Source organism: Bosea sp. BIWAKO-01, assembly GCF_001748145.1.
Taxonomy (GTDB): Bacteria; Pseudomonadota; Alphaproteobacteria; order Rhizobiales; family Beijerinckiaceae; genus Allobosea.
Map to the genome: position 1 here is coordinate 4,631,674 of NZ_BCQA01000001.1, position 26,250 is coordinate 4,657,923.

The window sequence follows — 26,250 nt, forward strand, 5'->3', positions numbered from 1 at the left end:
CGATGAACGCCCAGCTGCGCGGCCCGCGCGTCGCCAATTTCACCTGCGAGAAGCTGTCGGCCACCGGCTCGCGCGGCATGGTCGTCACCAATCATCCGCTCGCCTCGGCCGCGGGATCGCACATGCTGCTCGCGGGCGGCAATGCCATCGATGCGGCCGTCGCCTCGCTGTTCGCGCTCACCGTCGTCGAACCGATGATGGTCGGCGTTCTCGGCGGCGGCGTTGCCCATATCCGGCTGGCTGACGGTCGTCATCTCGTGCTTGACGGTTTGTCGACCGCGCCGGGCAAGGCCAGTGCCGACATGTATGAGGCGCTGTCTCACGAGGTCGGCAAGGCGCGCGATACGCGTGACCGCGAGAATCTCGTCGGCCCCAAGGCCGTCGCGGTTCCCGGAGCGCTCGCCGGCTGGTGCGAGGCGCTGGCGCGCTTCGGCACGCTGCCGCTCGCCGATGTGCTCCAACCCGCGATCCGGCTGGCCGAACGCGGGTTCGTGGTCAGCCCTTATCTCTCCGATTGCATCGCGGATTGCGCGCCGGAACTCGCGCGCGATCCGGGACTCGCAAAACTGTTCCTACCGGGCGGGAAGGCCCTTCCGGCGGGTGAGCGGCTGGTTCAGGGGGATTATGCCGCAAGCCTGCGGCTGATCGCCGAGACCGGCCCCTCCGCGCTCTATGACGGACCGCTCGGCGCGGCGCTAACCTCCTTCATGGCGGCCAATGGCGGGCTGATCGACCAGGCAGATCTCGCCGCCTTCAAGGTGATCGAGCGCGAACCGGTGCGCGGTCGCTATCGCGGTTTCGAGATCCTCGGTCCGCCGCCGCCATCCTCCTCCGGCGTCCATATCGTGCAGATGCTGAACATCCTCGAGGGCTACGATATCGGTGCGCTCGGCTTCGGCTCGAGCGATGCCGTGCATCTCGTTGCCGAGGCCCTGAAGATCGCCTTCGCCGATCGGGCGGTGGCGACTGCGGACCCGGCCTTCGTCAGGGTGCCGATCGAGCGTCTGACGGCCAAGGCCTACGCCGATGAGCGCCGCGCCGATATCGACATGACCCATACCAAGGCCTGGGCGGCCGGTCTCAGCGCTGGGGAATCCGCGAACACCACCCATGTCACTGTAGCGGATGCGGCTGGCAATGTGGTTGCGACCACCCAGACGATCAACGGCCTGTTCGGCGCCTGCACTCAGATCCCCGGCACCGGGATGCTGACCAACAACTATATGTATAATTTCGACCCGCATCCCGGCCGCGCGCTCTCGATCGCGCCAGGCAAGCGGGTCTTCACCTCGATGGCGCCGATGATGGTCCTGCGCGATGGCAAGCTTGCCTTCGCGCTCGGCCTGCCCGGCGGCCTGCGCATCTTCCCCTCGGCACTGCAGGCGATCGTCAACCTGATCGATCACGGCATGAGCCTGCAGGAGGCCGTCGAGGCGCCGCGTGTCTGGACGGAGGGTGGAGCCCTCGAACTCGAGAGCGGGATCCCGGATTCGGTCGCCAGCGAACTGACTGCGCGCGGCCATCAGATTGCACGCGTGCAGCGTGTCGCCGGCGGCATGAATGCCATCGGCTTCAATTCCGACGGAACGCTCACCGGCGCAGCCTGCTGGCGCGCCGATGGCACGCCCGTCGCGATCTCCGGCGGGCTGGCGCGCGCCGGCGTCCGTTTCACCATTGCCTGATTTCGTTCAAGCCAATCGGACCATCATCATGTCAGAAACCATCGTCGTCCTCGATCCCATGGCGCCTGAACGCGCCGACAAGCTCAGGGCGCTCCTGCCGCCGGGTTTCGTCCTCACGCATGGTACGGCGCGCGGCGACGATCACATGAAGGAGATCATCGCGGAGGCCGAATACGCGATCGCGGGACAGGTCGGCGTCAATGCCGAGGTGCTGAAGGCGGCGAAGAAGCTCAAGCTGCTGCACAAATGGGGCGTCGGGGTCGATAATCTCGACACCCAGACCGCCAAGCAGCTTGGCATCAAGGTTGCCCGCACCACGGGCAGCAATGCCGTGCCGGTCGCCGAGTTCACGCTCGGGCTGATGCTCTCGGCCCTGCGTCACATTTCCTTCGGCCATGCCGAGCTGAAGAAGGGTGACTGGCGTGGCGGGCGCCTGCCGGGCGACACCTTCACCCTGTCCGGCAAGACGGTCGGGATCGTAGGCTTCGGCGCCATCGGCCAGAATGTCGCGAAACTGCTGAAGGGCTTTGGCTGCACGATCCTGTATTCGAAGCGCCAGCCGCTCTCCGCCGCAGAGGAAGCCGAGCTTGGCGTGAAGCACGCTTCGCTGGCAGAACTGCTGGCGAAGTCCGACGTCGTCTCGCTGCATTGCCCCCTGACGCCGGAGACGGCGAACATGATCGACAGGTCTGCCTTCGCTGCGATGAAGAAGACGGCGGTGCTTATCAATGTGGCGCGCGGCGGCGTCGTCGCCGAGAACGACTTGATCGAGGCTCTCCGCGCCAAGGAGATTGCCGGCGCCGCGATGGACGTGTTCGAGATCGAGCCGCTGCCGGCTGACAGCCCGCTGCTCGGGCTCGACAATCTGGTGGTGACGCCGCATCTGGCGGCGATCGCATCCGACAATTTCGCCCCGACGGTCAAGCGGATGTTCGACAACATCGCTCGTGTCTCGCGCGGCGAGCCGGTGCCCGAGCGCGACAGCGTCGTCTGAGCCTGCGCGGGCTGGAACAGGGAAGGCGGACATGACGAAACGGCTCGGCATCGGCTTGATCGCCCATGACCGCAAGAAGCCCGATCTTGCGGCCTGGGTGACGCGCAACATCCAGGTGCTGAGCGCGCATCGCCTGGTCGCCACGGCGACGACCGGCTCCGTGCTGAAGCAGAGCCACCCGGATGTCAGCGTCGAGACCGTGAAGAGCGGCCCGCTTGGCGGCGATCAGCAGATCGGAGCGATGATCGCCGAGGGCAAGATCGACGTGCTGATCTTCTTTCCCGATCCGCTTGCCGCCATGCCCCATGACGTCGATGTCAAGGCGCTGCTTCGCCTCGTCCTTGTCTATGATATCCCCGCGGCCTTCAGCCCGAGCACCGCCGACGCATTGATCATGTCGGACGTGTTCTCTCCGGCACGGAAGCGCTAGTGGGCTTGGGATTGGCCCATTTCGCGATGGTCAGGGCCTTCGACAGCCGCTCCATGTAGAGAAACAGCACCGGCGTGATGAAGAGCGTCAGCACCTGCGAGATCAGCAGGCCGCCGACGACCGCGATGCCGAGCGGCTGACGCAGCTCGGCGCTGGCGCCGGCACCGAGCGCGATCGGCAAGGTGCCCATCAGCGCCGCCAGCGTCGTCATCAGGATCGGGCGGAAACGCATCAGGCAGGCGCGGTGGATCGCATCCTGAGAAGCTACGCCCTCGCGTTGCAGCACGAGCGCGACATCGATCATCATGATCGCGTTCTTTTTGACGATGCCGATCAGCATCAGCATGCCGATGATGGCGATCACCGACAGATCGAGGCCGAAGAGGCGCAGCGCGGCCAGGGCGCCGATGGCCGCCGATGGCAGGCCGGTCAGGATCGTCAGGGGATGGATGAAGCTCTCATAGAGGATGCCGAGCACGATATAGATCGTGAGGATCGCGCCGGCGATCAGCAGGCCCTGGTTGGCGAGCGAATCCTGGAAGGTCTTGGCGGTGCCGGCAAGCGTCGTCGAGAGCGTCGTCGGTAACCCAAGCTCCGTCTTGATGGTGTTGATCCTGGTCACACTGTCGCCGAGCGCGACGCCCGCAGGGAGGTTGTAGGAAATGGTCACCGCCGGAAGCTGGCCGAGCTGGTTCACCGTCAGCTGCCCCGCCGTGCGCTCGACGTGGGCGAAGGAGCCGAGCGGGACGAGCAGGCCGTTGCTGGCGCGCACGCGGATCGCGTCGAGCTTGTCGGCCGTCCAGCCCAGGGCGGGGTCGAACTCGACAACCACCTCGTAGCTGTCTCCGGTGGTGAAGATCGTCGAGACCTGACGGACGCCGAAGCCGGAATAGAGCGTCGAGCGCAATGTGTCGGCGGCGATCTGCAGTGAGTTTGCCTTGTCGCGGTCGATGACCAGGGTCGCTTGCAGGGCGTTGTTCTGGAGATCGGTGGTGACGTCGGCGAAGGTCGCGCGATCCTGGCTCATCGCATCGGCGAGCTTCAGCGCCCAATCGTTCATCTGCGCCTGGTCGAGCCCCTGCACCACGAGCTGATATTGGCTCTTGGAGGCGCGCGCACCGATATTGAGGTTCTGGACCGGTGTCATGAAGGCGTTGATGCCGGCGACCTGAGCGAGCTGCCTGCGCAGGTCGGAGAGTACGGTCTGCAGAGCAGGACGTTCGGTTCTCGGCTTCAACTCGACGAAGAGGCGCCCGGCATTGAGCGCGCCGCTGCCGCCACCTCCGCCTCCGCCTCCGACGGAGGACGCGACATGGCTGACATAGGGCGAGTTGCGGAAGACGTCGGCAACCTCCTTCTGCAGCCCTTGCATCGCGGCGAATGAGATATCTCGCCTCGCTTCCGTCGCGACCTGGAGCTGGCCGATATCCTCTTGCGGGAAGAAGCCCTTGGGCGTGGTCTGGAAGAGCCAGACCGTGCCGATCACAGTTGCGAAGAAGGCGGCCAGCATCAGCGGCTGCACGCGCAGGCAGAGCGTCAGCGCGCGGTCATAGCCGCGCAGGATGCCCTCAAAGCCGCGTTCGAGAATATGGCCGAGGCCCCGCTTGGGACCGTGCTGGTCGGCGCTGGTCAAGAGCCGCGAGCAGAGCATCGGCGTCAGTGTCAGGGACACGAAGGCCGAGGCGAGGATCGCAACGGTGACGACCACCGCGAATTCGTTGAAGATCCGCCCGATGACGCCGCCCATCAACAGCACGGGGATGAAGACCGCGACAAGCGAGAGCGAGATCGAGATGATGGTGAAGCCGATTTCGCGCGAGCCCTTGAGAGCTGCGTCAAAGGCTGAGAGCCCATCCTCTTCCATGTGCCGGACGATGTTCTCGAGCATGACGATGGCGTCGTCGACGACCAGCCCGACCGAGAGCGTCAGGCCGAGCAGCGAGATGTTGTCGATGGAGAAGCCGAGCACATACATCGCCGCGAGCGTTGAGATGATCGAGATCGGTACGGCAACGGCCGGGATCAGGGTCGCGGTGAGCCTTCTCAGGAAGACGAAGATTACCATGATGACCAGAACGATGGTCAGCCCCAGCGTGAACTGGACATCCTCGACCGCGGCGCGGATCGAGGTCGAACGGTCATTGAGCTGCGCCAGTTGCGCTGCTGCCGGCAACTGCTCGCGGAACGCAGGCAGCATGGCCTTGACCCTGTCGACGACGTCGACGGTGTTGGCATCGGGCTGGCGCTGCACCGCGAGCACGACGGCCGGCATGCCGTCATAGGTGCTGGCTGTCTGCGTATTCTCGACCGAGTCGATCACCTTCGCGACATCGCCGAGGCGGACGGGCTTGCCGTTGCGCGTGGCGATGATGACATCGGCGAACTGCGCTGCATTTGCGAGCTGTGTGCTGGCCTGGATCGTCAGCTGCTGCCGGTCGTTCTGCACCGTGCCGACCGGAGAATTGTCGTTGGCGGAGGTGATCGCATTCTGCAAGGTGTCGACGCCGATGCCGCGAGCCGCCAGAGCGGTCGGGTCGATGCGGATGCGCACCGCGTATTTCTGGCTGCCGAAGATCAGGACCTGCGCAACCCCGTCGACAGTCGACAGGGCAGGCGAGATCACCTGCTGTGCGAAGGCATCGAGCTGCGAGAGCGGGATGATGTCGCTCTTCAGCGCGAGAAGGATGATCGGCGCGTCGGCCGGGTTCACCTTGCGATAGCTGGGCGGCGCGGTCATCTCGATCGGCAGCTGCTTCTGGGCGCGCGCAATCGCGGCCTGCACATCGGCCGCAGCGGCGTCAATGTTGCGATTGAGCACGAACTGGATGGCAATCGAGGTCGCACCCTGGGAATTCGTCGTCGCGATGCTGTCGATGCCGGCGATCGTGGCGAATTGCTTGATCAAGGGTGTCGCGACCGAGGTCGCCATGGTGTCGGGAGAGGCGCCGGGCAGTTGCGCCGAGACGTTCACAACCGGGAATTCGGCGCGGGGCAGGGCCGCGACCGGCAGGAAACGATAGGCGAAGAGCCCCGCCAGGACCAGCGAGACCGACATCAGGATGGTCGCCACGGGGTGGCGGATGCAGAATCCAGAGATGCTCATGACCGGCCTCCGTCGGCGATGGTCTCCTTGCCTGCCGCGGGCTTGGTATCCGCTCCGGGAGGGGTGCGCTCGCGGACGCGGGCTCCCGGCTTGAGCCGCATCTGGCCGTCGACGACCACGCGCTCGCCTGCCGCAACACCGTCTGAGATGACAGTCCTGTCGCCATCGACGAGGGCGATGCTGACCTGTCTCAGGTCGGTCGTGTCGTCAGGTTTGATGACATAGACATAGGAGCCCTTCTGCCCGACCTGCACGGCGACCGTCGGGATGATCGTGGCGTTGTCCAGCCTGTCGGCCTCGACCGCGACGTCGACATACTGGCCCGGCCAGAGCGAGAGGTCGGCATTGGCGAAAGCAGCCTTGGCCGCGATGGTGCCGGAAGCGATGTCCACGCTGGAATCGACGAAGGTGAGGGTTCCTTCTGCCGGCGGGTGCGGCGAGTCGGCGGGTTTTGCGGTGACCTTGAGAACCTTGCCGGCCGTGAGCGCCGCTTGCAGCATCGGTACTTCGCGTTCCGGCAAGGTGAAGGCGACGCGGATCGGCTTGACCTGCGTGATCGTGACGAGACCCGGGCCAGCGCTGTTGGCGCTGACGAGATTGCCCGGCGTGACCAGCACGGCGCCCGCTCGTCCATCGATCGGTGAGGTGATCTTGGTATAGCTCAGCTTGAGCATGTCTGACTCAAGCGCTGCCTTGTCCGCCAGGATCGTCGCGGCTGCCGTCTTCTCATCGGCAATACCCTGGTCCACGGATTGCTGCGTGCCGGCGTTCTTCGCCAGCAATTGCTGGAAGCGGGCGAGGTCGGCCTGGGCACGGTCATGGGTCGCCTGGTCGCGGGCGAGAGCGGCCTGATCCCTCGCAACTTGCGTGCGCAGATCGCGGTCGTCGAGTGTGAAGAGCAGGTCGCCGGCCTTGACGAATTGTCCATCCTTGACGTGCTGCTCGGTGATCTGGCTATCGAGGCGTGATTTGACGGTGACGATCGCCGGGGATTCGACGAAGCCGATAGCCCGCTTATGCACGGGGACATCGTCCGTGGTCGCCTTGGCGGTTACGACCGAGACAGGTGCTTCGCCGCGCGTTGTGGTGGTGCGGGAGGCGCTGTCCTTGCCCTGGTTTGGGTTCGGGAGCTTCAGCCACAAGCCGGCGCCAACGGCGCCCACGGCGAGAATGGCGATCAACCAGAGTGATTTTGAGCCTTTCATCGAGCCTACTCCGCGCAACTCAAACGGCGCCGCCAGCAGGCACGCGACGCGCGGCCAGCTTGTCCTCGGCGCGCTCCGGGAGACCGAGCCTCAGTTTATTCCGGACAGATCCAAGCGTCGCCAAGGTGGTTGCGAGAGCCGTTTCGTCGACACCATCGAAGATCTCGCCGGCAATTTCCGCTCGCAATCCATCGAGATCATCAACCAGCTTTCGGCCGGCCGAAGTCAGATGCAGGAGCCGCGCGCGCCGGTCCTGGAGATCAAGGCGGCGCTCGACGAGTTCCTGGCCTTCCAGCCGGTCAATCAGGCGTGTCAATGAGATCGGTTGCAGCTCGAGCATCTCGGCGAGCGTGGCCTGATTGAGACCTTCCGCGCGGCGGAGACGAGCCAGCACGCTCCATTGCGCGCGGGTCGTGCCATTTTCCCGTGCGCGCTGATCGACGTAGCTGCGCAGTTGCCGGGAGGTCTCGAGAAGCTGGAAAACGAGTTCGCGCTTGAGTGGGCGCCGCATGTTCAGGCCTCCATATCATAAGCTAGCTCATGATATGGAGGCGATTGCGGCATTTCGGCGTTGCGGTGGCGGAGATTTGAAGTCGGGGGCGATTGTCAGGATGCGGGGTGAGGAGGCTGCGGCACCCGGGCGGGCTTCGACTGCCCGACATGACACGCCAGTTCGGAGAAGGAGAGCGGGGCGTCCCCGGTATTCCTCAAGGCGGCGCTCAGAAAGCGCACGGGGAATGTGACGGCGTCAGCATTGCTCTCCCGGAGTTGGCCCATGCGTCGGTGGTCGGAGCGGAGGCTCGTTTCCGCACGGTCCAGGGCCCACTCGACCTCGGCTTCCTCGACAAGTCCCTTGCGAACCAGCAGGCGCGTGAGTTCGGCTACGGCGACGAGCAGGCCTTCTAGCTGCAGGTTGGCTGTATTCATCGCGAACTCCCATCTCGACAGTGGGCGGCGGGCCGGCGTCGGCCGGCCACTTCAAGTCTGGTCAGAATCCGCCGTTTGCCTGCCGGCAAGACTCGGACAGCGCAGACGACCCTACGCTCAACTCAGGCCCGTGCGAAGCAGCAAGCAGCATGCGGTCCCGCCGTCGCACCGGAGGGCTCTCTCACGCAGGGGCAAGCGAGGAATCAGCTGGAGGCTTCGATGCCGGCGATCGTGATCAGCCCAGCCAGAGCGAGCCCTGACCAGACAAGCTCCGCGATGAAGCCATGGGTGGGAATACTGCCGGTGAGGACTGAGACCATTCCTCCGCAAAGGACCACTGCCGAGGCGAACACCACGCCATTCATGACCGCAACCTCCCGCATTTCGCCGCTAACGCCGCAGCGACGCAAAGGTTCCGACTGCCGTCGGAATTTTTTGCAGGTCGGCGGGAGAAGAACCCGGGCGGAATGTCGGAGGAGGGAAGGGTTGGTTCGCGTTTGTTCGGCATGGCGGATTCTTGTGCGGAGATCGTGCGGTTGATTTGAATTTTTGACCGTATTCCCCAACGGCAGTCGGCGATTGGGAATTGGTTGCTCGTATTTAGAGGCAGTTCGTAAAGAATCTTCCAAATCGATCGTTCGTTTAAACAGACAATTCTATTGACCGGAACCGGTGCAAATCCGATGATTTCTGCGCGATCTCAGGCGGTCTTCGTATGTGGCGAAGGCTCGCTCGACCAGTCGTGAGAGCGTTCCCGCGGCAGTGCCCTGCCGAACGGTCGCAATTCTGCGGCGCGCCTGCCGCAGAACCTCGGCGCCATACTTCTCAATACTGTCTCACGGACATGCGGACCATGCTGACGACTGCCAATGACCGCGCCGCGGACCATGCGATCGACCCGCTCTTTCTCGAGCGCTGGTCGCCTCGTGCATTCAGTGACGAGCAGATCGGCGAAGCAGAGTTGCTCTCTTTGTTTGAAGCCGCGCGCTGGGCGCCATCCTCGTACAATTCCCAGCCCTGGCGCTTCATCTATGCCCGGCGTGGCACTGCTCATTGGGCGCGGCTTCTAGGCCTGCTGAATGCGTTCAACGCATCATGGGCCAAGGACTCGGCGGCGCTCGTCGTGATCGTCTCGAAATCGACACTTGTTGTTCCCGGCAAGTCCCAGGAAATCGCATCCCACACTCATTCCTTCGACGCCGGCGCGGCCTGGGCCTATCTCGCATTGCAGGCGACCCGCTCGGGTTGGCAGGCGCATGGCATGGCGGGGCTCGATTTCGAGCGGGCTGCGCAACAGTTGAATGTTCCCGGCGGCTATCGGGTCGAGGCGGCCGTTGCCATCGGCAAGGTCGGCGACAAGGCGCAATTGCCTGAGGCGCTGCAGGCCCGCGAGGTTCCAAGCCAGCGCAATCCGCTTGCGGCAAGTGTCTTCGAAGGCGCCTTCCCGGCAGGCTGAGGGGGCGAGATGAGTGGTCTTCATTCGCCGGACCGGCTTCGTGTCGGGATTCATGCCAACAACCTGCATCTGCGCCTCGCGCGTCTGCTCGCGGATCACGAGGGCGACCAGCGCTGGGCTTTCGTCGACTATGCCGATGGCCGCGCGACCGGGGAACTGCTCGCCGGCGGTGAGATCGAACTCGGCGGCACCGGCTCGACGCCTCCGCTGACCGCGCAGGATCTGGGGCTCGATGTGATCTATCTAGCGGCCTCTCAACCGCGCCCGGCCAATGGTGCCATTCTGAGGCGAAAGGACGAGGCTGAAGTCTGCTTGGCAGGCCTCAGGGGCTGCCGGATCGCGCTCGTGGAGGGCTCGTTCCATACCTATCTGCTGGCGCATCTCGCGGAACAGGCTGGCCTGGGCCTTGCGGATTTCGACCGTATCGATCTTTCGCCTGCAGCTTCGGCCAAGGCTCTGCGGCAGGGCGAGGTCGCGGCCTGGATCGCGATGGATCCTCATCTGCCTGTGGAGCTGGGTCGAGGCGGGCTTGTCGCCATGGCGGATACGCAAGGCGTCATCCCCAATCGCTCTCTGTTCTGGACGCGTCGTCCGGTCCTCGATCGGCGGGCGAACCAGATCGCCGGCTTCCACAGGCTCCTCGCGCGCATCGCGAGCTTCGTCGAGGACCATGCAGAAGAGGTCGCTCGCCAACTCTCGGCATCGGGGGATGTCGGTGAAGCGCAATGGCTCGCGGTTCTGCGCTCGCGCGATTGGCGCCTCGCCGCGATCGACGCGGCCGTTCTGGCCGAACAGGAGCAGGAGGCCGCCTGCCTCGTCCGTCATGGCATTCTTCGGCGAGCGCTCGGCCTCTCCCAGTTCGAAGGCGCCGCCGCTTCGGCTTAGGCATCACTGCAAATCATGAGACAAAGCCTATGAATGTGCTCTGGTACCTGACCGCCCCTGACGGCCGCTATCCCTGGAAGAAGGACGGCGCCCGCAAGATGGATCATGCCTATCTGCAGCAATTGGCGCGAGCCTATGATCATCTCGGCTTCACAGGCGCGCTGCTGGCAACCGGGGCGCATGACGTCTGGGTTCTCGGCGCATCGCTGCTGCCCTTCACCGAGCGAATGCGCTTCCTGACGGCGATCCATCCCGGGCTGATCCCGCCGGTGCTGCTGGCCAAGATGGCCGCGACCTTCCAGGATTTCTCCCAGGGAAGGTTGCTGCTCAACATTGTCTCGGGTGACGCCAAGATGCTCGGCGCCTATGGCATGACGCTGCCCCATGACGAACGCTACGTGATGGCCGACGAGTATCTCACTGTTTTCCGGCGCATCCTTGCCGGCGAGACGGTGACCTTCAAGGGACGCCATGTCGAGACAACCGAGGCCAAGCTCGCCCTCTCGGGCGCTGATCCGATCGTGCAGCCCGACCTCTGGTTCGGGGGCTCTTCCGAGGCTGCGATCGAGGTCGCTGCCAAGCATGTCGATACCTATCTGTCCTGGGGGGAAACGCCGGACGAGATGGCCGCGAAGGTCGAGCGCGTGCGGGCGCGCGCTACCGCGCATGGCCGTGTGCTCGGTTACGGCATCCGGCTCTATGTGGTCGTCCGCGAGACCGACGAGGAGGCCTGGGCGGCAGCCCAGGATCTTCACGATCACATGGACGATGCCGCCATCGCCGCCAATGCCCGCTTCGTTGCCGGCACGGATTCCGTCGGGCAGCAGAAGATGACAGCGCTGCATGGCGGGTTGAAGCCCAAATTCGCGCGTGACCTGGAGATTGCGCCAGGACTTTGGGCTGGGTTGGGGCTCGTGCGTCCGGGGCCCGGCACTGCAATCGTCGGCTCGCCCGAGACCGTGATCGCGACGTTGCGCGCCTATCAGGCGGCGGGCATCGAGACCTTCATTCTGTCCGGCATGCCGCTGCTCGAGGAGGCATACCGCTTCGCCGAACTGGTCTTGCCGCATCTCGACGTGGCAAGAACCCCACGGGCGGGCTCGGCCTTCACCTGGTCCAACCTGTTCGACCGCGACCTCTCAGCGAAAGCCGCAGGCTAAGTCATGATCCTCGACGAACGCACCTATGCCATCAAGCCCGCCCATGTGCGCGATTATCTCGACCTCTATGTCCGCGAAGGCATGGAACTGCAGGTCTCGCATCTCGGCCATCTGATCGGCTGGTTCACCACCGATACCGGCGTGGTCAACGAGGTCGTGCATATGTGGCGCTTCGAGGATGCCGGCGACCGCGAACGTCGGCGTGCCGCAATGGAAGCCGACCCTGCCTGGCAGGCCTTTCGCGCCAAGGCTGCGCCCTATGTTCTCGAGATGCGAAGCCGTATCCTGCGGCCGACCGCCTTTTCGCCCCTGCGCTAGGCTCTTGGCGAACGCGTGATGACAACCTTGGCTGATGTGAGGGCGGAAACGCCCGGGCTTTTGCGTCGCCCTGCCGCGCGCGCACTGTCGCGCCTCGTCTCGGCCCTCGAGATTGCGGGGGCGGCGTTGCTCGCGATCCTGTTCAGTGTGGTCATCGCGGCTGTCATTCGTCGGTATGTCTTCGGCGGCGGCTTCGTCTGGTCGGACGAGTTGGCGATCTGGCTTCATGCCGCGCTGATCGCCATCGGGGCGCCGCTTGCCGCGACCAGCGCGCTTGCCATGCGGCTCGATGTCATCGTCAGGCTGTTGCCGGCCTCGGGGCAGCGGGTGTCGACGATCCTAGCCGATGGTTTTGCCGTGCATGGCTCACTCGTGCTCGCGCTTGGCGGCGCCGGGGTCGCGGCCCAGGTCGGCGGCGTCTCGACCGTGCTGGGCTTGCCGGAGTCACTGCGCTTCGGCGTCTTCGCGATCGGGGGCGGACTGACGCTGCTGGTGGTTCTGGCGCGCGCTGCTTTGGACCGCTCCTGGCTCTCGGCGGCGCTTTCGCTTGCGGTCGGGACCGGCTCCTATCTGCTGGCGCAGCAGGTCACCGGCCTCTTCGTCGAGCCGCCGAGCCTCATCGCTGCCGGATTTGCCGGGCTTGGCCTGATCCTTGGCGCGCCGCTGCCATTCGCGCTACTGGCCGGGGTCTCGCTGACAGGGGCTTTTGGCGGGCTGCTTCCCGAGCCGGCGATCGTGCAGAACACGGTCTCCGGGATCAGCAAGTTCCTGCTGCTCGCGGTCCCCTTTTTCCTGCTGGCTGGCGAGTTGCTGACCGAAGGCGGCCTCGCGGAACGGCTCGTGCGCTTTGCCGGGGCGCTCGTCGGGCACCTGCGGGCGGGCCTCGCCCAGACGGCGCTCGTCGCGAGCGTCCTGTTCTCAGGGGCGTCGGGTTCTTCGGTGGCGAATGCCGCTTTCGGGGCCAAGGTGATGGCGCCGACGCTGATCGCCCGTGGTTATCCGCCGGCGCAGGCGGGCGCAATCGTCGCCGGCGTCTCGATGCTGGACAACATCATCCCGCCCTCGATCGCCTTCCTGCTGCTGGCGACCGCGACAAATCTCTCGGTCGGCTCGCTCCTGGTCGGCGGATTTATCGCCGGTGGGGTGTTGGCGCTGGCTCTCGCCATCGGCATCCATCTCAGCGTGCGCAATGTCGTCGACGCTGCGCCGAAGGCGACCGGTGTCGAGCGCGCGCGGAGCTTTGTCGGGGCGTTGCCCGCGATCGGACTCGGGATCGTCGTTGTGGTCGGCATCCGCTTCGGCGTGGTGACCGTAACGGAAGCATCTGCGCTCGCGGTGGCCTACTCGCTGGTGACCTGCCTCGCACTACGCAGCTTGAATGGTCGCACCGTCTTCGCCGCCTTGCGGAAATCGGCGACGGAGGCAGCCGCCGTCGGCCTGCTCATCGGAGCCTCCGCGCCGTTTGCCTTCATGCTCGCGGTCGACCGGGTCTCGGACAAGATGGCAGCACTGGTGACGGCTTTCGGCGCCGGTCCCTATGCGGTGATCCTGCTCGCCAATCTCGTGCTGCTGGTGGCAGGGCTCTTCCTCGATATCGGCGCTGCGATCCTGCTGCTCGGTCCGCTGCTGTTGCCGGTCGCCGTCGCGGCCGGGCTGGACCCGATCCAGTTCGGCGTCATCCTCGTCGTCAACCTGATGATCCACGGGCTGACGCCGCCGCTCGGTATCCTCGTCTATGTCGTCAGCGGCATCTTGCGCATTCCCGCGGGCTCGGTCTTCCGCGCCGTACTGCCTTTGCTCGGCTCGCTGCTGGTGGCGCTCGCCGTTCTCTCGCTCGGTGCAGCCGTCTGGCCGTCGCTCCCGCTTTCCATCAAGGAGTTCTTCTGATGTCGTTGACCCGCCGCCAAGTCGCCGCAGGCCTGCTTGCCGCGCCGGCGCTCCTCTCAGCTCGTGCGGTCCATGCCGCCGGCCGGCCGGTGACCGTCGCCTCGCTCTTCGGCGAGGACAAGCCAGAGACGAAGATCTGGCGCAGGATCGCGGAGACGCTGAACAGGACAGCGCCTGGCCGCTTCGATCTGCGCATCGTCGGCAATGCGGCACTCGGCGGCGAGAAGGAGGTCGCGGAAGGGATCAGGCTCGGTTCGGTCCAGGCCTCGCTCTCGACGATCTCGGCGCTCTCCTCCTGGGTGCCTGACGGCCAGATCCTCGATCTGCCCTTCCTGTTCCGCGATCGTGGCCATCTCAAGCGCGTGCTTGATGGTGCGCTTGGCACCGAACTCAAGGCGAAATACGAGGCGCAGGGTTTTGTCGTGCTCGGCTTCATCAATTACGGCGCGCGCCACCTGTTGGCGAAGGAGCCGTTGACCACGCCTGAATCGGTCAAGGGCAAGCGCATCCGCGTAATCCAGAGCCCGCTTCATACCGAGCTCTGGTCGGGACTCGGCGCCTACCCGACGCCCATTCCGATCCCCGAAACCTATAACGCCCTGAAAACCGGCGTCGTCGATGCCATGGACCTCACCAAATCGGCCTATGTCGGCTTCAAGCTGCATGAGGTCGTGCCGTATCTGATCGAGACCGGGCATATCTGGGCGAGCGGCGTCGTCTATGTTTCGGCGTCCTTCTGGAAGGGTCTTACGGCGGATGATCGCAAGGCCCTGTCCGAGGCGGCAGCCGAAGGGACGTCCTATTTCGATGACCTCATTCTCGCCGACGAGGAGGCATCGATGGCCAAGGCGCAATCCGAGGGGGGTAAGCTCGTCCAGCCGGAGGATCGTCCAGGCTGGGAGGCCGGCGCCCGCAAGGTGTGGATCTCATTCGCCCCGAAGCTCGGCGGCATCGAGAAGATCGAAGCGATCGCCAAGGTGGAGTGATCGCGCCCGCATCGCTTTCTCAGGGATACTGGCGCGCCGTGCTGCTGAGGCTGCGTGAGGGATAGCGCAGCGAGATATCGAACGGATTGAGGCTCGCGCCGAGCGTCGCCGCCTCCCGCTGCAGAATCCGCGCGACATTCGGGCCCCGCTCGTCGCCGAGGCGCTCCGCCAGAGTGCCGATGCTGAGCGCTGCGACGGCGCGGCCTTCTGCATCGAAGACCGGCACGCCGAGACCGGCCATGCCCGGGATCAGCCCGGTATTGAGGCTGACCCAGCCCAGTTCGCGTGCCTCGGCCAGCGCGATGCGCAGGCCGGCCTCGTCAAGAAAACCGCGATCGAGCAGGCGCGGGATATTGAAGCGGATCACGGCCTCGCGTTCGTCCTCGGGAAGATGCGCGAGAATGGCGAGGCTGCCTTGTCCAATGCCGAGCGGCACCTTGCCGCCGATATCGCCCGTGAAGGAGCGGATCGGGAAGGGGCCCTCGACCCGATCGAGGCAGACAGCATCATAGCCGTTGCGGACCAGCAGGAAGATGGTGTCGTGCAGCGTCGCCGACAGGCGCAGCAGCACCGGCCGTGCAAGATCGCGCAATCCGCTGGCCTGGCCGGCGCGGGCCGCCAGCACGAAGAAGTCCAGGGCCAGACGGTAGCGCTTCCCTCCGGTGACCTGCTCGGCGAAACCTTCCGCAATCAGGTCCTGCAAGGCGCGATGCGCCGTCGGCTGGCTGCAGCCTGCCGCCTCCGAGAGGTCCTTCAGGCGTATGCCGGCCGGATCGGCTGCCGCGAGGATACGCAGGAGACTGAGCGCACGACGCAGGCTTGATGTCGCTTCGGCTGAATCGTTCATTCGGTTGTCCGAATTTGCATTTCGATGTCCCTTAGAAAATTCCATATGTTGAAATTAAGTCAAATGAAATTCTCTTCTATGAAATTTTAAATTGACGAATTCATGCACCTGCCGCCTCCTTGCGCCGTTGCAGATCGGCGCCCCGTTCGATGCTCGTGGGGTGTCTACCAGGCGAGGTGGAGATGGGCTTCCTGACGCTGGCGTCGCTGAGCAAGGTCTATGGCGATCACGCCGCGGTGCGCGATGTCGACCTCAGCGTCGCCAAGGGCGAGTTCGTTTCGCTGCTCGGTCCGTCCGGCTGCGGCAAGACCACGACGCTTCAGATGATCGCCGGCCTCGTCGAACCGACAAGCGGAAAGATCGCGCTCGACGGGCGTGACATCACGCGTGAGAAGCCGAACACGCGCGGTCTCGGCATCGTCTTCCAGAGCTATGCACTGTTTCCGCACATGACCGTGGCGCAGAACGTCGCCTTCGGCCTGGAGATGCGCAAGGTCGCCCGCGCCGAGCGCGACGAGCGCGTCAAGACAATGCTCGGGCTGGTGCATCTGGCCCAGCTTGCCGACCGATATCCGCGCCAGCTTTCGGGCGGCCAGCGCCAGCGTGTCGCGATCGCGCGTGCGTTGGTGATCGTGCCGCCGGTGCTGCTGCTCGACGAACCGCTTTCCAATCTCGACGCCAAGTTGCGCGAGGAAATGCAGTTCGAACTGCGCCGGATCCAGCAGAGCGTCGGCACGACGACGATCATGGTCACGCATGACCAGGCCGAAGCCTTGTCGATCAGCGATCGGGTGGTCGTGATGGAGCAGGGTCGGATGACCCAGATCGATGCGCCCTACCGGCTCTATGAGCGCCCGGCTACGGCTTTCATCTCCTCCTTCGTCGGAAAGATGAACCGGCTGGATGGCGTCTGGCGCGGACACGGCCCTTCGGGAACACCGCAGATCAACGGCGTGTCCCTGCCTTGCGAGCAGGCGAGCTTTCCGGACGGCCAGGCGGTCGCGCTCTCGCTGCGTCCTGAGAAGATCCTGCTGCGGTCGCAGGGCCAGGGCCGGCTCGACGGTACCATCGTCAATCGCTTCTTCCTCGGAAGCTACTGGCTCTTCACCGTCGAGACGCCGGTTGGAGCGCTCTCTGTCTCGGTTCCCAACCATGGCGAGGAGCCGGCCGGCGAGGGCGATTCCGTTGCACTGGACTGGGCGCCCGCGAGCCTCAGGGTCGAGGCGGTAGCGGCTACGGCCGGAGCCGCGGCATGAGCCGGGCCCGCTCGGCGCTGACGCCCTGGCTGCTGGTCTCGCCCGGCGCCCTGCTATTCCTGGCTCTGGTCATTGTCCCGCTCGTGCTGACGGTGATCCTGTCATTCCACGTTTATGACCACGGCACGGGCATCAAGAACGAATTCACGTTCGCCCACTACCTCGCGGTGGTCACGGACGATTATTATCTCGGCATCTTCTTGCGGACGCTGCGCGTGGCTGCGCTGACGACACTGCTCTGCGCGCTGATCGGTGTGCCCGAGGCCTATATCCTGGCGCGGATGCGCGATCCCTGGCGCTCCGTCTTCCTGCTGGTGATCATCGGACCGCTGCTCGTCTCGGTGGTGGTGCGGGCCTTTGGCTGGAGCATGCTGCTTGGCTCGACCGGACTGGTGAACCAGGCACTCCAGGCGCTTGGGCTTGGCACCGTGAAGCTGCTCTACACCGAGACGGCGATCGTGATCGCGCTTGTCCACGTCATGCTGCCCTTCATGGTCATTCCGGTCTGGACCTCGCTGCAGAAGCTCGACCCTTCCGTCGAGGCCGCCGCCTGGACGCTTGGCGCCTCGCGTTTCACCGCGCTGCGCCGGGTGGTGATGCCGCAGGTCAGCATGGGCATGCTGTCCGGCAGCCTGATCGTCTTCGGGCTCTCGGCCAGCGCCTTCGCCATCCCTGGCCTGCTTGGCGGCCGCCGGCTCAAGATGGCGGCGACGCTCGTCTATGACGAGTTCATGCATGAGCTGAACTGGCCGCTCGGCGCCACGATCGCGATCATCGTGCTCGTCGCGAACCTCATCATCATGCTGGCCTATAACCGCATGGTCGAAGCCCGCGCCCGCCGGACCCTGGGATAAGCGCCATGCAGAAGAATGGTCCGATCGCGCTCGCCTTCCACACGCTCGTCGTCGCCTTCGTGCTGGCGCCGCTGCTGGTCATCTGCCTCGTCGCTTTCACGCCCGAGAACACGCTCTCGATCCCGACCACCAGCTTTTCGTTGCGCTGGTTCCGCGAGATCTTCGTCCACCCGGATTTCGTCGCCTCCTTCGTCAACAGCCTGTGGCTGGCGACACTGTCGGCGACGATCGCGATCGCACTGGCGGTGCCGGCGGGGCTCGCCATCGACCGCTACGACTTCCCCGGCCGTGATGGGCTAAACGCGCTCTTCCTGTCGCCGCTGATCATCCCGCATCTCGTGCTGGGCGTGGCCTTCCTGCGGCTCTTCGCCCTGATCGGCGCGACCGGAAGCTTCACCTGGCTGGTGGTCAGCCATGTCATCATCGTCACGCCCTATGTGTTGCGGCTGGTCCTTGCGGCACTATCGGGCATGGATCGCAGCGCCGAGCAGGCGGCGATGACGCTTGGTGCCTCGCACTGGACGGTGTTTCGCCGCGTCACCGCGCCGATGATCCTGCCGGGCATCACCGGCGGCTGGCTGCTCGCCTTCATCAACAGCTTCGACGAGCTGACCATGTCGATCTTCGTCACTGCGCCGGCGACCGTGACCTTGCCGGTCCGGATGTACATGTACGCGACCGAATCCATCGACCCGATGATGGCGGCGGTCTCGGCGCTGATGATCGCGCTGACGGCCGGCGCGATGCTGGTGCTCGACCGCGCGTTCGGGCTCGACAAGATCCTCGTCGGACAGAAGTGAGCACGGACCGATGCCACTGCTTCACCGCATCGCACGCAAGAGTCACCCGGTCATCGCCTTCATTCTCGACGGTGAGCCTTGCGAAGGGCGGGCCGGAGACACCGTGCTGACCGCCATCCTCAATCGCAGCGAGGCGCTGCGGGTGAGCGAGTTCTCGGCTTCGCCGCGCGCCGGCTTCTGCCAGATGGGCGCCTGCCAGGATTGCTGGGTCCGTCTCGAAGGCGGGGAACGCCTGCGCGCCTGCACCACGGCGCTCACCGCCGGCATGCGGATCGTGACCGCCACAGGGAGGGCGGCGTGACCGCGCGTGCGCAACCGTTGATCGTTGGCGCCGGGCCCGCCGGCGTCCGGGCCGCCGAGACTTTGGTCAAGGCCGGCCTGCGTCCGCTCGTGGTCGACGAGGCCCCCGCCTGCGGCGGCCAGATCTATCGCCAGAGGCTGGTTGCGGATGAACGCAGCAGCACGGCGCTCTATGGCTCGGAAGCGTCGAAGGCCGAAAGGCTGCACAGCAATTTCGCTGCCCTTGCCGGACGGCTCGACTACTGGCCACAGGCTCTGCTCTGGAACTTGCGGGACGGCAGGGCCGACATCGCGGTGGCAGGAACCAACCGGCAAATCGCCTATGACGGATTGATCCTGGCAACCGGCGCTACCGATCGCATCCTGCCGATTCCGGGCTGGACCCTGCCGGGCGTCTTCACCCTCGGTGGTGCCCAGATCGCGCTGAAGGCGCAAGGCTGCGCCATTGGCTCGCGCGTCGTCTTCCTCGGCTCCGGGCCGCTGCTCTATCTCGTCGCCTGGCAGTATCTGAAAGCTGGCGTCGACGTCGCCGCGGTGCTGGATACCGCTCCCTTCAACGCGAAGCTCAACCTGCTGCGCGGCCTTGCGCTCGAACCTGCGGTCATCTTGCGCGGCATGCGGATGACGGCCGAACTCAGGCTGCGCGGTGTCGCGCTGCATTATGGCGTGGAGGACGTCCGCGTCGAAGGGGGCAGGCGCGTCGAGGCGATCATGTGGCGCCAGGGCACGCGCTCCCGGAAGCTCTCCTGCGATGGCATCGGCTACGGCCTTGCGCTGCGCTCGGAAACCCAGCTCGCCGATCTCGCCGGTTGCCACTTCCGGTTCGACCAGCGTGACCGTGCCTGGCTCCCCGAGCGCGACGCGGGCGGTCGCGGCAGCGTGCCAGGCGTCTATCTCGCGGGTGACGGAGCCGCCATTGCAGGGGGGGATGCAGCGGAGCTCGCGGGCGAGCGCGCCGGGCTGGCCCTGCTCGAGGATCGCGGCTTGCCGCATGACCCGGAGCGCGCCGAGGTCATTGGGCGCGCGCTGTCCCGCATCGGCCGCTTCCGCGATATCCTCGAAGCCGCGTTCCCGTTCCCCGCGCATTGGGCGAAGGACATTGCCGACGAGACCCCCGTCTGCCGCTGCGAAGAGATCAGCGCTGGCGAGGTTCGCGGCGCCGTCGGTCATTTCGAGATCAGCGAACTCAACCGGCTGAAGGCCGTCAGTCGGATTGGCATGGGCCGTTGCCAGGGACGGATCTGCGGCAGTGCTGCGGCCGAGATTCTCGCCGGAGAGACCGGCCGGGGAATCGACGCCGTCGGCCGGCTGCGGAGCCAGGCGCCGGTCAAGCCGATCCCCCTCGCGCTGACGATGGCCGAGACCGGTGTGAAGGCCGCGGAATGAGCCGGCGTCTTGATGTCGATGTCGCCATCATCGGCGGCGGACTGGTCGGCAGTTCGGCGGCTCTCGCGCTGCGCGGCATGGGCATGTCGGTGGCGCTGCTCGACAAGGGCTTTTGTGGCGCGCAGGCGAGCGGCGTAAACTATGGCGGCGTGCGTCGCCAGGGACGGCCGCTCGAGCAATTGCCGCTGTCTCAGCGCGCGCATGGCATCTGGCCGCGGCTGCAGGCGTTGATCGGTATCGATGGCGAGTTCCTGCGCTCCGGCCACCTCAAGCTCGCGCGCGACGAGGCCGACATGGCTGCACTCGAAGCCTATGCCGAGGCGGTTGCCGGACAGGGGCTCGGCCTTGAGCTGATTGGCCATAACGGGCTGCGCGAGCGCTTCGGCTGGGTCGGCGGCGACGTCTTCGGCGCCTCCTTCTGCGCCGGTGACGGCCATGCCAATCCGCGACTGGTCTCGACCGGCTTTGCCAGCGCAGCGCGCCGTGCCGGTGTCCATGTGCTGGAGAACACGCCGGTGAAGGGCGTAACGCGCAACGGTGCGGGCTTCGCGCTGGAAGCGGGCGATGATCTCTCGCTGAGCGCGCGCTTCGTCATCAACAGCGCGGGCGCCTGGGCGGACAGCTTCGCTGCGGCCTTTGGCGAGAGCGTGCCGCTTGCGCGCATCTATCCCTCGATGGTGGTGACCGAGCCGCTCGAGGCGATCATGACCGCCAATATCGGCATGGAGGGCGGCGGTATCTATGCTCGGCAGGTCGAGCGCGGCAATTGCGTCGTCGGCGGCGAACGCGCCTTGCCCCTGGACGATCCCGATTTCTCGCGCCCACGCGGCGAGGGAGCGCTTGCCATTATGAACCGGGCGGCCGAACTCTTCCCGGGCCTGCGCCACGCCCATGCCATCCGCTTCTGGAGCGGCACCGAGGGCGCGATACCCGACCGCAATCCGGTGATCGGGCCGAGCCTGACGACACCTGGCCTGATCCACGCCTTCGGCTTCACCGGGGCCGGCTTTCAGATCGCACCCGGCGTCGGCGAGGTCCTCGCCGAACTCGTTCGCGACGGGCGCAGCACGACGCCCATCGACGCCTTCACGATCGGACGCTTCGCGCCCGTTCCGATTTCGACCCGCACAGACCGCGGCTCGGGTGCGGGAGAAGCATCAGAGCCACAACACCCAAGGGAGACACGTTCATGATCAACCGCCGCACCGCTCTGGCGAGCACTGTCGCCGCATTTGCCGTCGTCGCCTCCGGTGCCGCCATGGCGCAGTCCAAGACGCTCTATGTCGGCATGAATGGCGGCAATTTCGAGCGCACCTTCACGCAGGCTGTCTTCCCCGAGTTCGAGAAGGCCAATGACGTCAAGATCGTCGTCGTGCCCGGCACCTCCTCGGACATCCTGGCCAAGGCGACTGCGGCTAAGGACAAGCCGCAGATGCATGTGATGTTCCTCGATGACGGCGTCATGGTGCGCGCGATCGGCGCCGGCCTCTGCGAAAAGCTGAAGCCCGGTCCGGAGCTGGCCGAGCTTGCTCAGGGTACCCGAATGAAGGACGACATGGCGGTCGGCATCGACCTCGGCATGACCGGGCTCGCCTATAACAAGAAGATGTTCGACGAGAAGGGCTGGGCTGCGCCGACCTCGTGGATGGATCTCGCCGACCCGAAGTTCAAGGGCAAGGTCGTGTTCCAGTCTGCCTCGGCGTCCTCCTTCGGTCTGCACGCCTTCCTGATGTTCAACCGGATCCAGGGCGGCAACGAGACCAATGTCGAGCCGGGCTTCAGCAAGTTCCGCGATCTGATCGGCAAGAACGTGCTCGAGTTCATCCCGAGTTCGGCGAAGATCTCGGAAATGGTCCAGACCGGCGAAGCTGCGATCTTCCCGCTGACGCCGACGGCGGTCGCGACCCTCAAGGAAAAGGGAATTGCGGCGGAATACGCCCAGCCGAAGGAAGGGTCCGTCGTGCTGATGGTGGCGCAATGCGTCATCGCCAACAACTCTGAGCCGGAGCTGGCACAGAAGCTGGCGGCCTATCTGCTTTCGGCCGATGCGCAGAGCAAGGCGCTGGCGGCCGGCAATGTCGTGCCGTCCAACACCAAGGCAAAGGCCACGACGCCGGAGGCCGAGGAGAAGCTCAAGGCCTTCCACGCCAACATGAAGACCGCGGTGACGCTGGACTGGGATGCGATCAATGCCAAGCGCCCGGAATGGAACAGCCGCTGGAACAAGATGATCGAACGCTGAGCCCTGAGGCCAGCTCTCCACGGCGCGCGGTCAGTTCGACCGTGCGCCGTTCCCGTTTCAGGGCTTGCCGATCAGGATTTACCCGATCAGGACTTGCCCGATCAGGACTTGCCGCCCCGCTCGTCGATGAGCCCGCGCAGGGCTTCGATATGAAGATTGCCCGCCTTTAGCGCCTTGCTCTCGACGGCGCGGTAATGCGCCACGACTTCGCGGCCTAGAGGCGTCAGATGCGCTCCGCCGCCCTTGCTGCCGCCGGGCTGGGCTTCCACAAGCGGTTGCCGGAACATTTTGTTGAGTTCGTCGACCAGCAGCCAGGCGCGGCGGTAGGACATGGTCATCGCCCGTCCCGCGGCAGAAATCGAGCCCGTCTGCTCGACTGCTTCCAGCAACTCGACCTTGCCCGGACCGAGCCGGCCTCCGGGCGAGAAGTCGAGCCTGAGGCTGAGTTCGACGGCGGGGGGCAGCGGCGTGTCGGGCATTCAGGCGTCCTTGTTGCGCGGCCAGTCTAGCCGGCTTCGGTCAGGCCTGCATCGTCGTTTCCCGCCGCGCAGCCATATACGCCGAACTATAGCGCAATGCACTGCCAGCCTCTGGCGTGCTGCTGGACATTGTCAGGGGGCGTCGACCGAGACGCTCTTGATCACAGCATAGATCGGGCTGCCCGGTTTCAGGCCAAGCTGGGTCACCGATTTCGTGGTCAGCCGGGCAACGAGCATGACGCCATTGCAATCGATGCGCAGATCGATGGCGGCTCCGTTCGTTCCGCGCTCCATGCCAATCTCGACAATGGTACCATGGAGCACATTGAGCGCACTGATGCCGTCAAGCGGCTTGAGGCTGAGCAGCACGTCGCTGGCGAGAATGCGGACACGCAGCCGCGCTCCCGCGCGCAGGCCGGGGCGCGAGACAAAGAGGCGGCCCGCCTGGGTCGACAGCGTTGCCAGGTGATGGACAGGGTCGAGAGCCGTGACCTCGGCGTCGAGAACGGCGCTCGCCTCCGGCGCTCCAGGCAACATCGCGACATCGAGCCGCGACATCACCTCTGCCGTTGGACCAGACGCCTTGACCAGACCCTGGTCGACGATGACCAGGTTCGTCGCGAGGCGCGCGACCTCGGTTGCCGAGTGCGAGACATAGACGATCGGCAGGCCCATCTCGTCGCGTAACCGCTCGATATAGGGCAGAATCTCGGCCTTGCGTGCTTCGTCCAGCGAAGCGAGCGGCTCGTCCATCAGGAGCAGGCGCGGCCTTGCCAGCAGGGCCCGGCCGATCGCCACGCGCTGCTTCTCGCCGCCCGACAGCCCCGCGGGGCGGCGCTCGAGCAAATGGCCGATGCCGAGCAGTTCGAGCACGTTCGCAATCTCGGTGCCGTCATGGCCGTGGTGCCGAGCGAACCAGCGTCCGAAGAGCAGGTTCTGGCGGACGGTGAGATGCGGGAACAGCCGCGCTTCCTGGAAGACATAGCCGATCCGGCGGCGATGTTTGGGGACGAAGATGCCGCGGTCGGTATCGACCAGGGCTTCGCCGGCGACGACGACCCGGCCCCGTGTCGGGCGGATCAGGCCGCCGATGACATTGACCAGCGAAGTCTTGCCCGAGCCGGAGCGCCCGAACAGAGCCGTCAGCCCGCCATCGGCGGTGAAGCGGGCGTCGAGCAGGAAGTTGCCGAGCCGATGCTCGACCGCGATATCGAGAGCCGGGCTCATTCGATCGCGATCCGGCGCCCGACAAACCGTGCCATCGCCTCGGAGGCGAAGAGTGCGATGACGGATATGGCAATCGAGATCAACGTCAGCCGCATGGCTCCTGCCTCGCCGCCCGGCACCTGCGTGAAGGTGTAGATCGCCGAGGGCAGGGTCTGGGTCTCGCCGGGAATGTTCGAGACGAAGGTGATGGTTGCGCCGAACTCGCCCATCGCCTTGGCGAAGCTCAGGATCATGCCGACGACGATGCCGGGCAGGCATAGCGGCAAGGTCACGGCGAGGAAGACCCAGAGCGGACTGGCGCCAAGGGTGCCGGCGGCATCCTCCAGCTTGCGGTCGACGGCCTCGATCGAGAGCCGGATCGCGCGCACCATCAGCGGAAAGCCCATTACGGCGGCGGCAAGCGCGGCACCGGTCCAGCGGAAGGAAAGGACGATGCCGAACCAGTCATAGAGGAACTGTCCGATCGGGCCGCGCCGCCCGAAGCCGATCAGCAGCAGATAGCCGGTCACGACCGGCGGCATGATCAGCGGCAGATGCACGAGGGCGTCCAGGAGCGACTTGCCCCAGAACCGGCCTCTCGCCAGCAGGAATGCGATCGCGATGCCGATCGGCAGGCTCGCGATCGTGGCCGTCGTTGCGACAAGCAGGCTGAGCCTGACCGCCGTCCATTCCTCGGGGGACAGCCAGTCGCTCACGAGGAGCTTGCAGCCTTGTTCAGCACGGTGAAGCCCTGCTTCTCGAAGGCGCCCTTTGCGGCCGGACCACGCAGATAGGTCAGGAAAGTCTGGGCGTCAGCGTTGCCTGAGTCCTTGGTCACCGCGACAGGGTAGATGATCGGCGGGTGCGAGTCCTCGGGGAAGGTGGCGACGACCTTGACCTGCGGATCGGCAGCGGCGTCCGTGGTGTAGACGATGCCGAGTGGCGCCTCTCCGCGCGAGACCAGAAGCAGGGCGGCGCGGACGTTGTCGGCCTGCGCCACCTTGTCCTTGATCTTGTCCCAGCCGCCGAGCTTCTCGAGCGCTGCCTTGCCGTATTTGCCGGCCGGCACGGAATCGACATTACCCATGGCGAGCCGGCCGGAGCCGAGCACGGTCGCCAGATCGACGCCCGGCTTCAGCTCGACCTTGGCAGCCGAATCCTTGGTGGCGATGAGCGCGATCCGGTTGGCCAGCAGGCTGACGCGGGTGTCAGGCTTGATCAGGTTCTTCGAGGCCGCGTAATCCATCCAGTCGAGATCCGCCGACATGAAGATATCGGCCGGTGCACCCTGTTCGATCTGCTTGGCGAGCGCGTTGCTCGCGGCATAGGAGATCTTTGGCGCCGGCTTTCCGCTCTCCTTGACCCAGTTGGCCGCGGCCTCGTCAAGAGCATTCTTGAGGCTCGCGGCCGCGAAAATGACGAGCTCCTTGCTCTGTGCCTGGGCCGGTCCGGAGACGGTGGCCATTCCCAACAGGAAGGCTGCGGCGAGGCCGAGTACGTTGCGGCGGGTTGTCATGATCGCGTCCCCTCGAAATCGCTATCGCTGTGCATCGTGGAATATAGCGATCGTTGCGTGGCGTCGAGCGCCGTGTCAATCCTGAGGGGATAGCCCTTCGGACATGCTGAGGAGAAAGCTCGTGAAGATCAGCGCCCGCAATCAGCTCAAGGGAAAGATCGTCGAGATCACGAAGGGCGCGACGACCGCCCATGTGCGCATCGACATCGGCGGAGCGATCGTGACCTCGGCCATCACCAACGCAGCGGTCGACGAACTCAAGCTCACGGTCGGGCATCAGGCCTATGCCGTGGTGAAGGCCTCCGACGTGATGGTCGCGATCGACTGACGG

27 protein-coding genes are annotated in these 26,250 nt (G+C 65.5%); 17 read left to right on the forward strand and 10 right to left on the reverse strand.

Going from position 1 to position 26,250, the window contains the following annotated elements; all coding sequences use genetic code 11:
- The first annotated feature begins 2 nt into the window (after positions 1-2).
- Genes ggt through BIWAKO_RS21670 form a run of 3 tightly spaced genes read left to right on the forward strand, consistent with a single transcriptional unit; the run spans position 3 to position 3,106 of the window.
- Positions 3-1,682 (forward strand): gamma-glutamyltransferase, encoded by a 1,680-nt coding sequence (ggt, locus tag BIWAKO_RS21660; RefSeq protein WP_069880404.1) that lies wholly within the window; start codon positions 3-5, stop codon positions 1,680-1,682.
- A gap of 28 nt (positions 1,683-1,710) precedes the next feature.
- Positions 1,711-2,676 (forward strand): 2-hydroxyacid dehydrogenase, encoded by a 966-nt coding sequence (locus BIWAKO_RS21665; RefSeq protein ID WP_069880405.1) that lies wholly within the window; start codon positions 1,711-1,713, stop codon positions 2,674-2,676.
- Between the two features lie 31 nt (positions 2,677-2,707).
- Entirely contained in the window at positions 2,708-3,106 is a 399-nt protein-coding gene (locus BIWAKO_RS21670; protein ID WP_069880406.1) for a methylglyoxal synthase, read from the forward strand.
- Here BIWAKO_RS21670 and BIWAKO_RS21675 read toward each other — a convergent pair.
- From BIWAKO_RS21675 to BIWAKO_RS36050, 5 genes are all read right to left on the reverse strand, one after another.
- Positions 3,069-6,209 carry an efflux RND transporter permease subunit gene (locus tag BIWAKO_RS21675; RefSeq protein WP_069880407.1) on the reverse strand — a complete coding sequence of 1,047 codons (3,141 nt, stop codon included), beginning with the start codon at positions 6,207-6,209 and terminating at the stop codon, positions 3,069-3,071. The two genes, BIWAKO_RS21670 and BIWAKO_RS21675, sit on opposite strands and share 38 nt — an antisense overlap.
- The gene (locus BIWAKO_RS21680; RefSeq protein WP_069880408.1) at positions 6,206-7,414 is read right to left on the reverse strand and encodes an efflux RND transporter periplasmic adaptor subunit; all 1,209 of its coding nucleotides are present in this window, start codon (positions 7,412-7,414) and stop codon (positions 6,206-6,208) included. Before BIWAKO_RS21680 ends, BIWAKO_RS21675 begins: the two co-directional genes overlap by 4 nt.
- 19 nt (positions 7,415-7,433) lie before the next feature.
- On the reverse strand, positions 7,434-7,925 hold the full coding sequence (locus BIWAKO_RS21685) for a MarR family winged helix-turn-helix transcriptional regulator (RefSeq protein ID WP_069880409.1): 492 nt from the start codon (positions 7,923-7,925) through the stop codon (positions 7,434-7,436).
- Between the two features lie 95 nt (positions 7,926-8,020).
- Positions 8,021-8,341 carry a hypothetical protein gene (locus BIWAKO_RS34390; RefSeq protein WP_074471595.1) on the reverse strand — a complete coding sequence of 107 codons (321 nt, stop codon included), beginning with the start codon at positions 8,339-8,341 and terminating at the stop codon, positions 8,021-8,023.
- Between the two features lie 203 nt (positions 8,342-8,544).
- Positions 8,545-8,706 carry a hypothetical protein gene (locus BIWAKO_RS36050; RefSeq protein WP_176733373.1) on the reverse strand — a complete coding sequence of 54 codons (162 nt, stop codon included), beginning with the start codon at positions 8,704-8,706 and terminating at the stop codon, positions 8,545-8,547.
- A gap of 491 nt (positions 8,707-9,197) precedes the next feature.
- On the opposite strand from BIWAKO_RS36050, the gene BIWAKO_RS21700 reads away from it, so the two are divergent.
- The 6 genes from BIWAKO_RS21700 to BIWAKO_RS21725 are packed head-to-tail and all read left to right on the forward strand — an operon-like array spanning position 9,198 to position 15,033.
- Positions 9,198-9,797 (forward strand): nitroreductase family protein, encoded by a 600-nt coding sequence (locus BIWAKO_RS21700; protein ID WP_201788711.1) that lies wholly within the window; start codon positions 9,198-9,200, stop codon positions 9,795-9,797.
- A gap of 9 nt (positions 9,798-9,806) precedes the next feature.
- Positions 9,807-10,682 carry an ABC transporter substrate-binding protein gene (locus tag BIWAKO_RS21705; RefSeq protein WP_069880412.1) on the forward strand — a complete coding sequence of 292 codons (876 nt, stop codon included), beginning with the start codon at positions 9,807-9,809 and terminating at the stop codon, positions 10,680-10,682.
- A 29-nt stretch (positions 10,683-10,711) separates the two neighbouring features.
- Positions 10,712-11,842: an LLM class flavin-dependent oxidoreductase gene (locus tag BIWAKO_RS21710; RefSeq protein WP_069880413.1), complete on the forward strand. Its 1,131-nt coding sequence runs from the start codon at positions 10,712-10,714 to the stop codon at positions 11,840-11,842.
- Between the two features lie 3 nt (positions 11,843-11,845).
- Complete coding sequence (locus BIWAKO_RS21715; protein ID WP_043235378.1) at positions 11,846-12,160, forward strand: NIPSNAP family protein; 315 nt, start codon at positions 11,846-11,848, stop codon at positions 12,158-12,160.
- Between the two features lie 18 nt (positions 12,161-12,178).
- Entirely contained in the window at positions 12,179-14,047 is a 1,869-nt protein-coding gene (locus tag BIWAKO_RS21720; protein ID WP_069880414.1) for a TRAP transporter large permease, read from the forward strand.
- Positions 14,047-15,033, forward strand: coding sequence for a TRAP transporter substrate-binding protein (locus BIWAKO_RS21725; protein WP_069880415.1), 987 nt, complete (start codon positions 14,047-14,049; stop codon positions 15,031-15,033). Before BIWAKO_RS21720 ends, BIWAKO_RS21725 begins: the two co-directional genes overlap by 1 nt.
- A gap of 19 nt (positions 15,034-15,052) precedes the next feature.
- Here the strand turns inward: BIWAKO_RS21725 and BIWAKO_RS21730 are convergent, their stop codons facing one another.
- Positions 15,053-15,880 (reverse strand): IclR family transcriptional regulator, encoded by an 828-nt coding sequence (locus tag BIWAKO_RS21730; RefSeq protein ID WP_069880416.1) that lies wholly within the window; start codon positions 15,878-15,880, stop codon positions 15,053-15,055.
- A 182-nt stretch (positions 15,881-16,062) separates the two neighbouring features.
- Between BIWAKO_RS21730 and BIWAKO_RS21735 the strand changes: the two genes are divergently transcribed.
- Genes BIWAKO_RS21735 through BIWAKO_RS21765 form a run of 7 tightly spaced genes read left to right on the forward strand, consistent with a single transcriptional unit; the run spans position 16,063 to position 22,718 of the window.
- The gene (locus BIWAKO_RS21735; RefSeq protein WP_069880417.1) at positions 16,063-17,136 is read left to right on the forward strand and encodes an ABC transporter ATP-binding protein; all 1,074 of its coding nucleotides are present in this window, start codon (positions 16,063-16,065) and stop codon (positions 17,134-17,136) included.
- Positions 17,133-17,990, forward strand: a complete 858-nt coding sequence (locus BIWAKO_RS21740) for an ABC transporter permease (protein WP_069880418.1) — start codon at positions 17,133-17,135, stop codon at positions 17,988-17,990. Before BIWAKO_RS21735 ends, BIWAKO_RS21740 begins: the two co-directional genes overlap by 4 nt.
- A 5-nt stretch (positions 17,991-17,995) precedes the next feature.
- The gene (locus BIWAKO_RS21745; protein ID WP_069880419.1) at positions 17,996-18,790 is read left to right on the forward strand and encodes an ABC transporter permease; all 795 of its coding nucleotides are present in this window, start codon (positions 17,996-17,998) and stop codon (positions 18,788-18,790) included.
- A gap of 10 nt (positions 18,791-18,800) precedes the next feature.
- Positions 18,801-19,091 (forward strand): (2Fe-2S)-binding protein, encoded by a 291-nt coding sequence (locus BIWAKO_RS21750; RefSeq protein ID WP_069880420.1) that lies wholly within the window; start codon positions 18,801-18,803, stop codon positions 19,089-19,091.
- Positions 19,088-20,476 (forward strand): NAD(P)/FAD-dependent oxidoreductase, encoded by a 1,389-nt coding sequence (locus BIWAKO_RS21755; protein ID WP_069880421.1) that lies wholly within the window; start codon positions 19,088-19,090, stop codon positions 20,474-20,476. Before BIWAKO_RS21750 ends, BIWAKO_RS21755 begins: the two co-directional genes overlap by 4 nt.
- On the forward strand, positions 20,473-21,669 hold the full coding sequence (locus BIWAKO_RS21760; protein ID WP_069880422.1) for an NAD(P)/FAD-dependent oxidoreductase: 1,197 nt from the start codon (positions 20,473-20,475) through the stop codon (positions 21,667-21,669). The genes BIWAKO_RS21755 and BIWAKO_RS21760 overlap by 4 nt, the downstream gene beginning before the upstream one ends.
- Complete coding sequence (locus BIWAKO_RS21765; protein WP_069880423.1) at positions 21,666-22,718, forward strand: polyamine ABC transporter substrate-binding protein; 1,053 nt, start codon at positions 21,666-21,668, stop codon at positions 22,716-22,718. The genes BIWAKO_RS21760 and BIWAKO_RS21765 overlap by 4 nt, the downstream gene beginning before the upstream one ends.
- A 101-nt stretch (positions 22,719-22,819) precedes the next feature.
- On the opposite strand, the gene BIWAKO_RS21770 is transcribed toward BIWAKO_RS21765, so the two are convergent.
- From BIWAKO_RS21770 to modA, 4 genes are all read right to left on the reverse strand, one after another.
- The gene (locus BIWAKO_RS21770; RefSeq protein WP_069880424.1) at positions 22,820-23,197 is read right to left on the reverse strand and encodes a winged helix-turn-helix domain-containing protein; all 378 of its coding nucleotides are present in this window, start codon (positions 23,195-23,197) and stop codon (positions 22,820-22,822) included.
- A gap of 132 nt (positions 23,198-23,329) precedes the next feature.
- Positions 23,330-24,424, reverse strand: coding sequence for a molybdenum ABC transporter ATP-binding protein (gene modC / locus BIWAKO_RS21775; RefSeq protein ID WP_069880425.1), 1,095 nt, complete (start codon positions 24,422-24,424; stop codon positions 23,330-23,332).
- The gene (gene modB, locus BIWAKO_RS21780; protein ID WP_069880426.1) at positions 24,421-25,119 is read right to left on the reverse strand and encodes a molybdate ABC transporter permease subunit; all 699 of its coding nucleotides are present in this window, start codon (positions 25,117-25,119) and stop codon (positions 24,421-24,423) included. Before modB ends, modC begins: the two co-directional genes overlap by 4 nt.
- Positions 25,116-25,919 carry a molybdate ABC transporter substrate-binding protein gene (gene modA, locus BIWAKO_RS21785; RefSeq protein ID WP_069880427.1) on the reverse strand — a complete coding sequence of 268 codons (804 nt, stop codon included), beginning with the start codon at positions 25,917-25,919 and terminating at the stop codon, positions 25,116-25,118. The genes modB and modA overlap by 4 nt, the downstream gene beginning before the upstream one ends.
- Positions 25,920-26,040: 121 nt before the next feature.
- On the opposite strand from modA, the gene BIWAKO_RS21790 reads away from it, so the two are divergent.
- Entirely contained in the window at positions 26,041-26,247 is a 207-nt protein-coding gene (locus BIWAKO_RS21790) for a TOBE domain-containing protein (protein ID WP_069882685.1), read from the forward strand.
- Positions 26,248-26,250 lie beyond the last annotated feature (3 nt).

Coding starts and splice junctions, on each gene's coding strand:
- ggt (WP_069880404.1), top strand. CDS start 3: ATGAACGCCCAGCTGCGCGGCCCGCGCGTCGCCAATTTCACCTGCGAG.
- BIWAKO_RS21665 (WP_069880405.1), top strand. CDS start 1,711: ATGTCAGAAACCATCGTCGTCCTCGATCCCATGGCGCCTGAACGCGCC.
- BIWAKO_RS21670 (WP_069880406.1), top strand. CDS start 2,708: ATGACGAAACGGCTCGGCATCGGCTTGATCGCCCATGACCGCAAGAAG.
- BIWAKO_RS21675 (WP_069880407.1), bottom strand. CDS start 6,209: ATGAGCATCTCTGGATTCTGCATCCGCCACCCCGTGGCGACCATCCTG.
- BIWAKO_RS21680 (WP_069880408.1), bottom strand. CDS start 7,414: ATGAAAGGCTCAAAATCACTCTGGTTGATCGCCATTCTCGCCGTGGGC.
- BIWAKO_RS21685 (WP_069880409.1), bottom strand. CDS start 7,925: ATGCGGCGCCCACTCAAGCGCGAACTCGTTTTCCAGCTTCTCGAGACC.
- BIWAKO_RS34390 (WP_074471595.1), bottom strand. CDS start 8,341: ATGAATACAGCCAACCTGCAGCTAGAAGGCCTGCTCGTCGCCGTAGCC.
- BIWAKO_RS36050 (WP_176733373.1), bottom strand. CDS start 8,706: ATGAATGGCGTGGTGTTCGCCTCGGCAGTGGTCCTTTGCGGAGGAATG.
- BIWAKO_RS21705 (WP_069880412.1), top strand. CDS start 9,807: ATGAGTGGTCTTCATTCGCCGGACCGGCTTCGTGTCGGGATTCATGCC.
- BIWAKO_RS21710 (WP_069880413.1), top strand. CDS start 10,712: ATGAATGTGCTCTGGTACCTGACCGCCCCTGACGGCCGCTATCCCTGG.
- BIWAKO_RS21715 (WP_043235378.1), top strand. CDS start 11,846: ATGATCCTCGACGAACGCACCTATGCCATCAAGCCCGCCCATGTGCGC.
- BIWAKO_RS21720 (WP_069880414.1), top strand. CDS start 12,179: ATGACAACCTTGGCTGATGTGAGGGCGGAAACGCCCGGGCTTTTGCGT.
- BIWAKO_RS21725 (WP_069880415.1), top strand. CDS start 14,047: ATGTCGTTGACCCGCCGCCAAGTCGCCGCAGGCCTGCTTGCCGCGCCG.
- BIWAKO_RS21730 (WP_069880416.1), bottom strand. CDS start 15,880: ATGAACGATTCAGCCGAAGCGACATCAAGCCTGCGTCGTGCGCTCAGT.
- BIWAKO_RS21735 (WP_069880417.1), top strand. CDS start 16,063: ATGGGCTTCCTGACGCTGGCGTCGCTGAGCAAGGTCTATGGCGATCAC.
- BIWAKO_RS21740 (WP_069880418.1), top strand. CDS start 17,133: ATGAGCCGGGCCCGCTCGGCGCTGACGCCCTGGCTGCTGGTCTCGCCC.
- BIWAKO_RS21745 (WP_069880419.1), top strand. CDS start 17,996: ATGCAGAAGAATGGTCCGATCGCGCTCGCCTTCCACACGCTCGTCGTC.
- BIWAKO_RS21750 (WP_069880420.1), top strand. CDS start 18,801: ATGCCACTGCTTCACCGCATCGCACGCAAGAGTCACCCGGTCATCGCC.
- BIWAKO_RS21760 (WP_069880422.1), top strand. CDS start 20,473: ATGAGCCGGCGTCTTGATGTCGATGTCGCCATCATCGGCGGCGGACTG.
- BIWAKO_RS21765 (WP_069880423.1), top strand. CDS start 21,666: ATGATCAACCGCCGCACCGCTCTGGCGAGCACTGTCGCCGCATTTGCC.
- BIWAKO_RS21770 (WP_069880424.1), bottom strand. CDS start 23,197: ATGCCCGACACGCCGCTGCCCCCCGCCGTCGAACTCAGCCTCAGGCTC.
- modC (WP_069880425.1), bottom strand. CDS start 24,424: ATGAGCCCGGCTCTCGATATCGCGGTCGAGCATCGGCTCGGCAACTTC.
- modA (WP_069880427.1), bottom strand. CDS start 25,919: ATGACAACCCGCCGCAACGTACTCGGCCTCGCCGCAGCCTTCCTGTTG.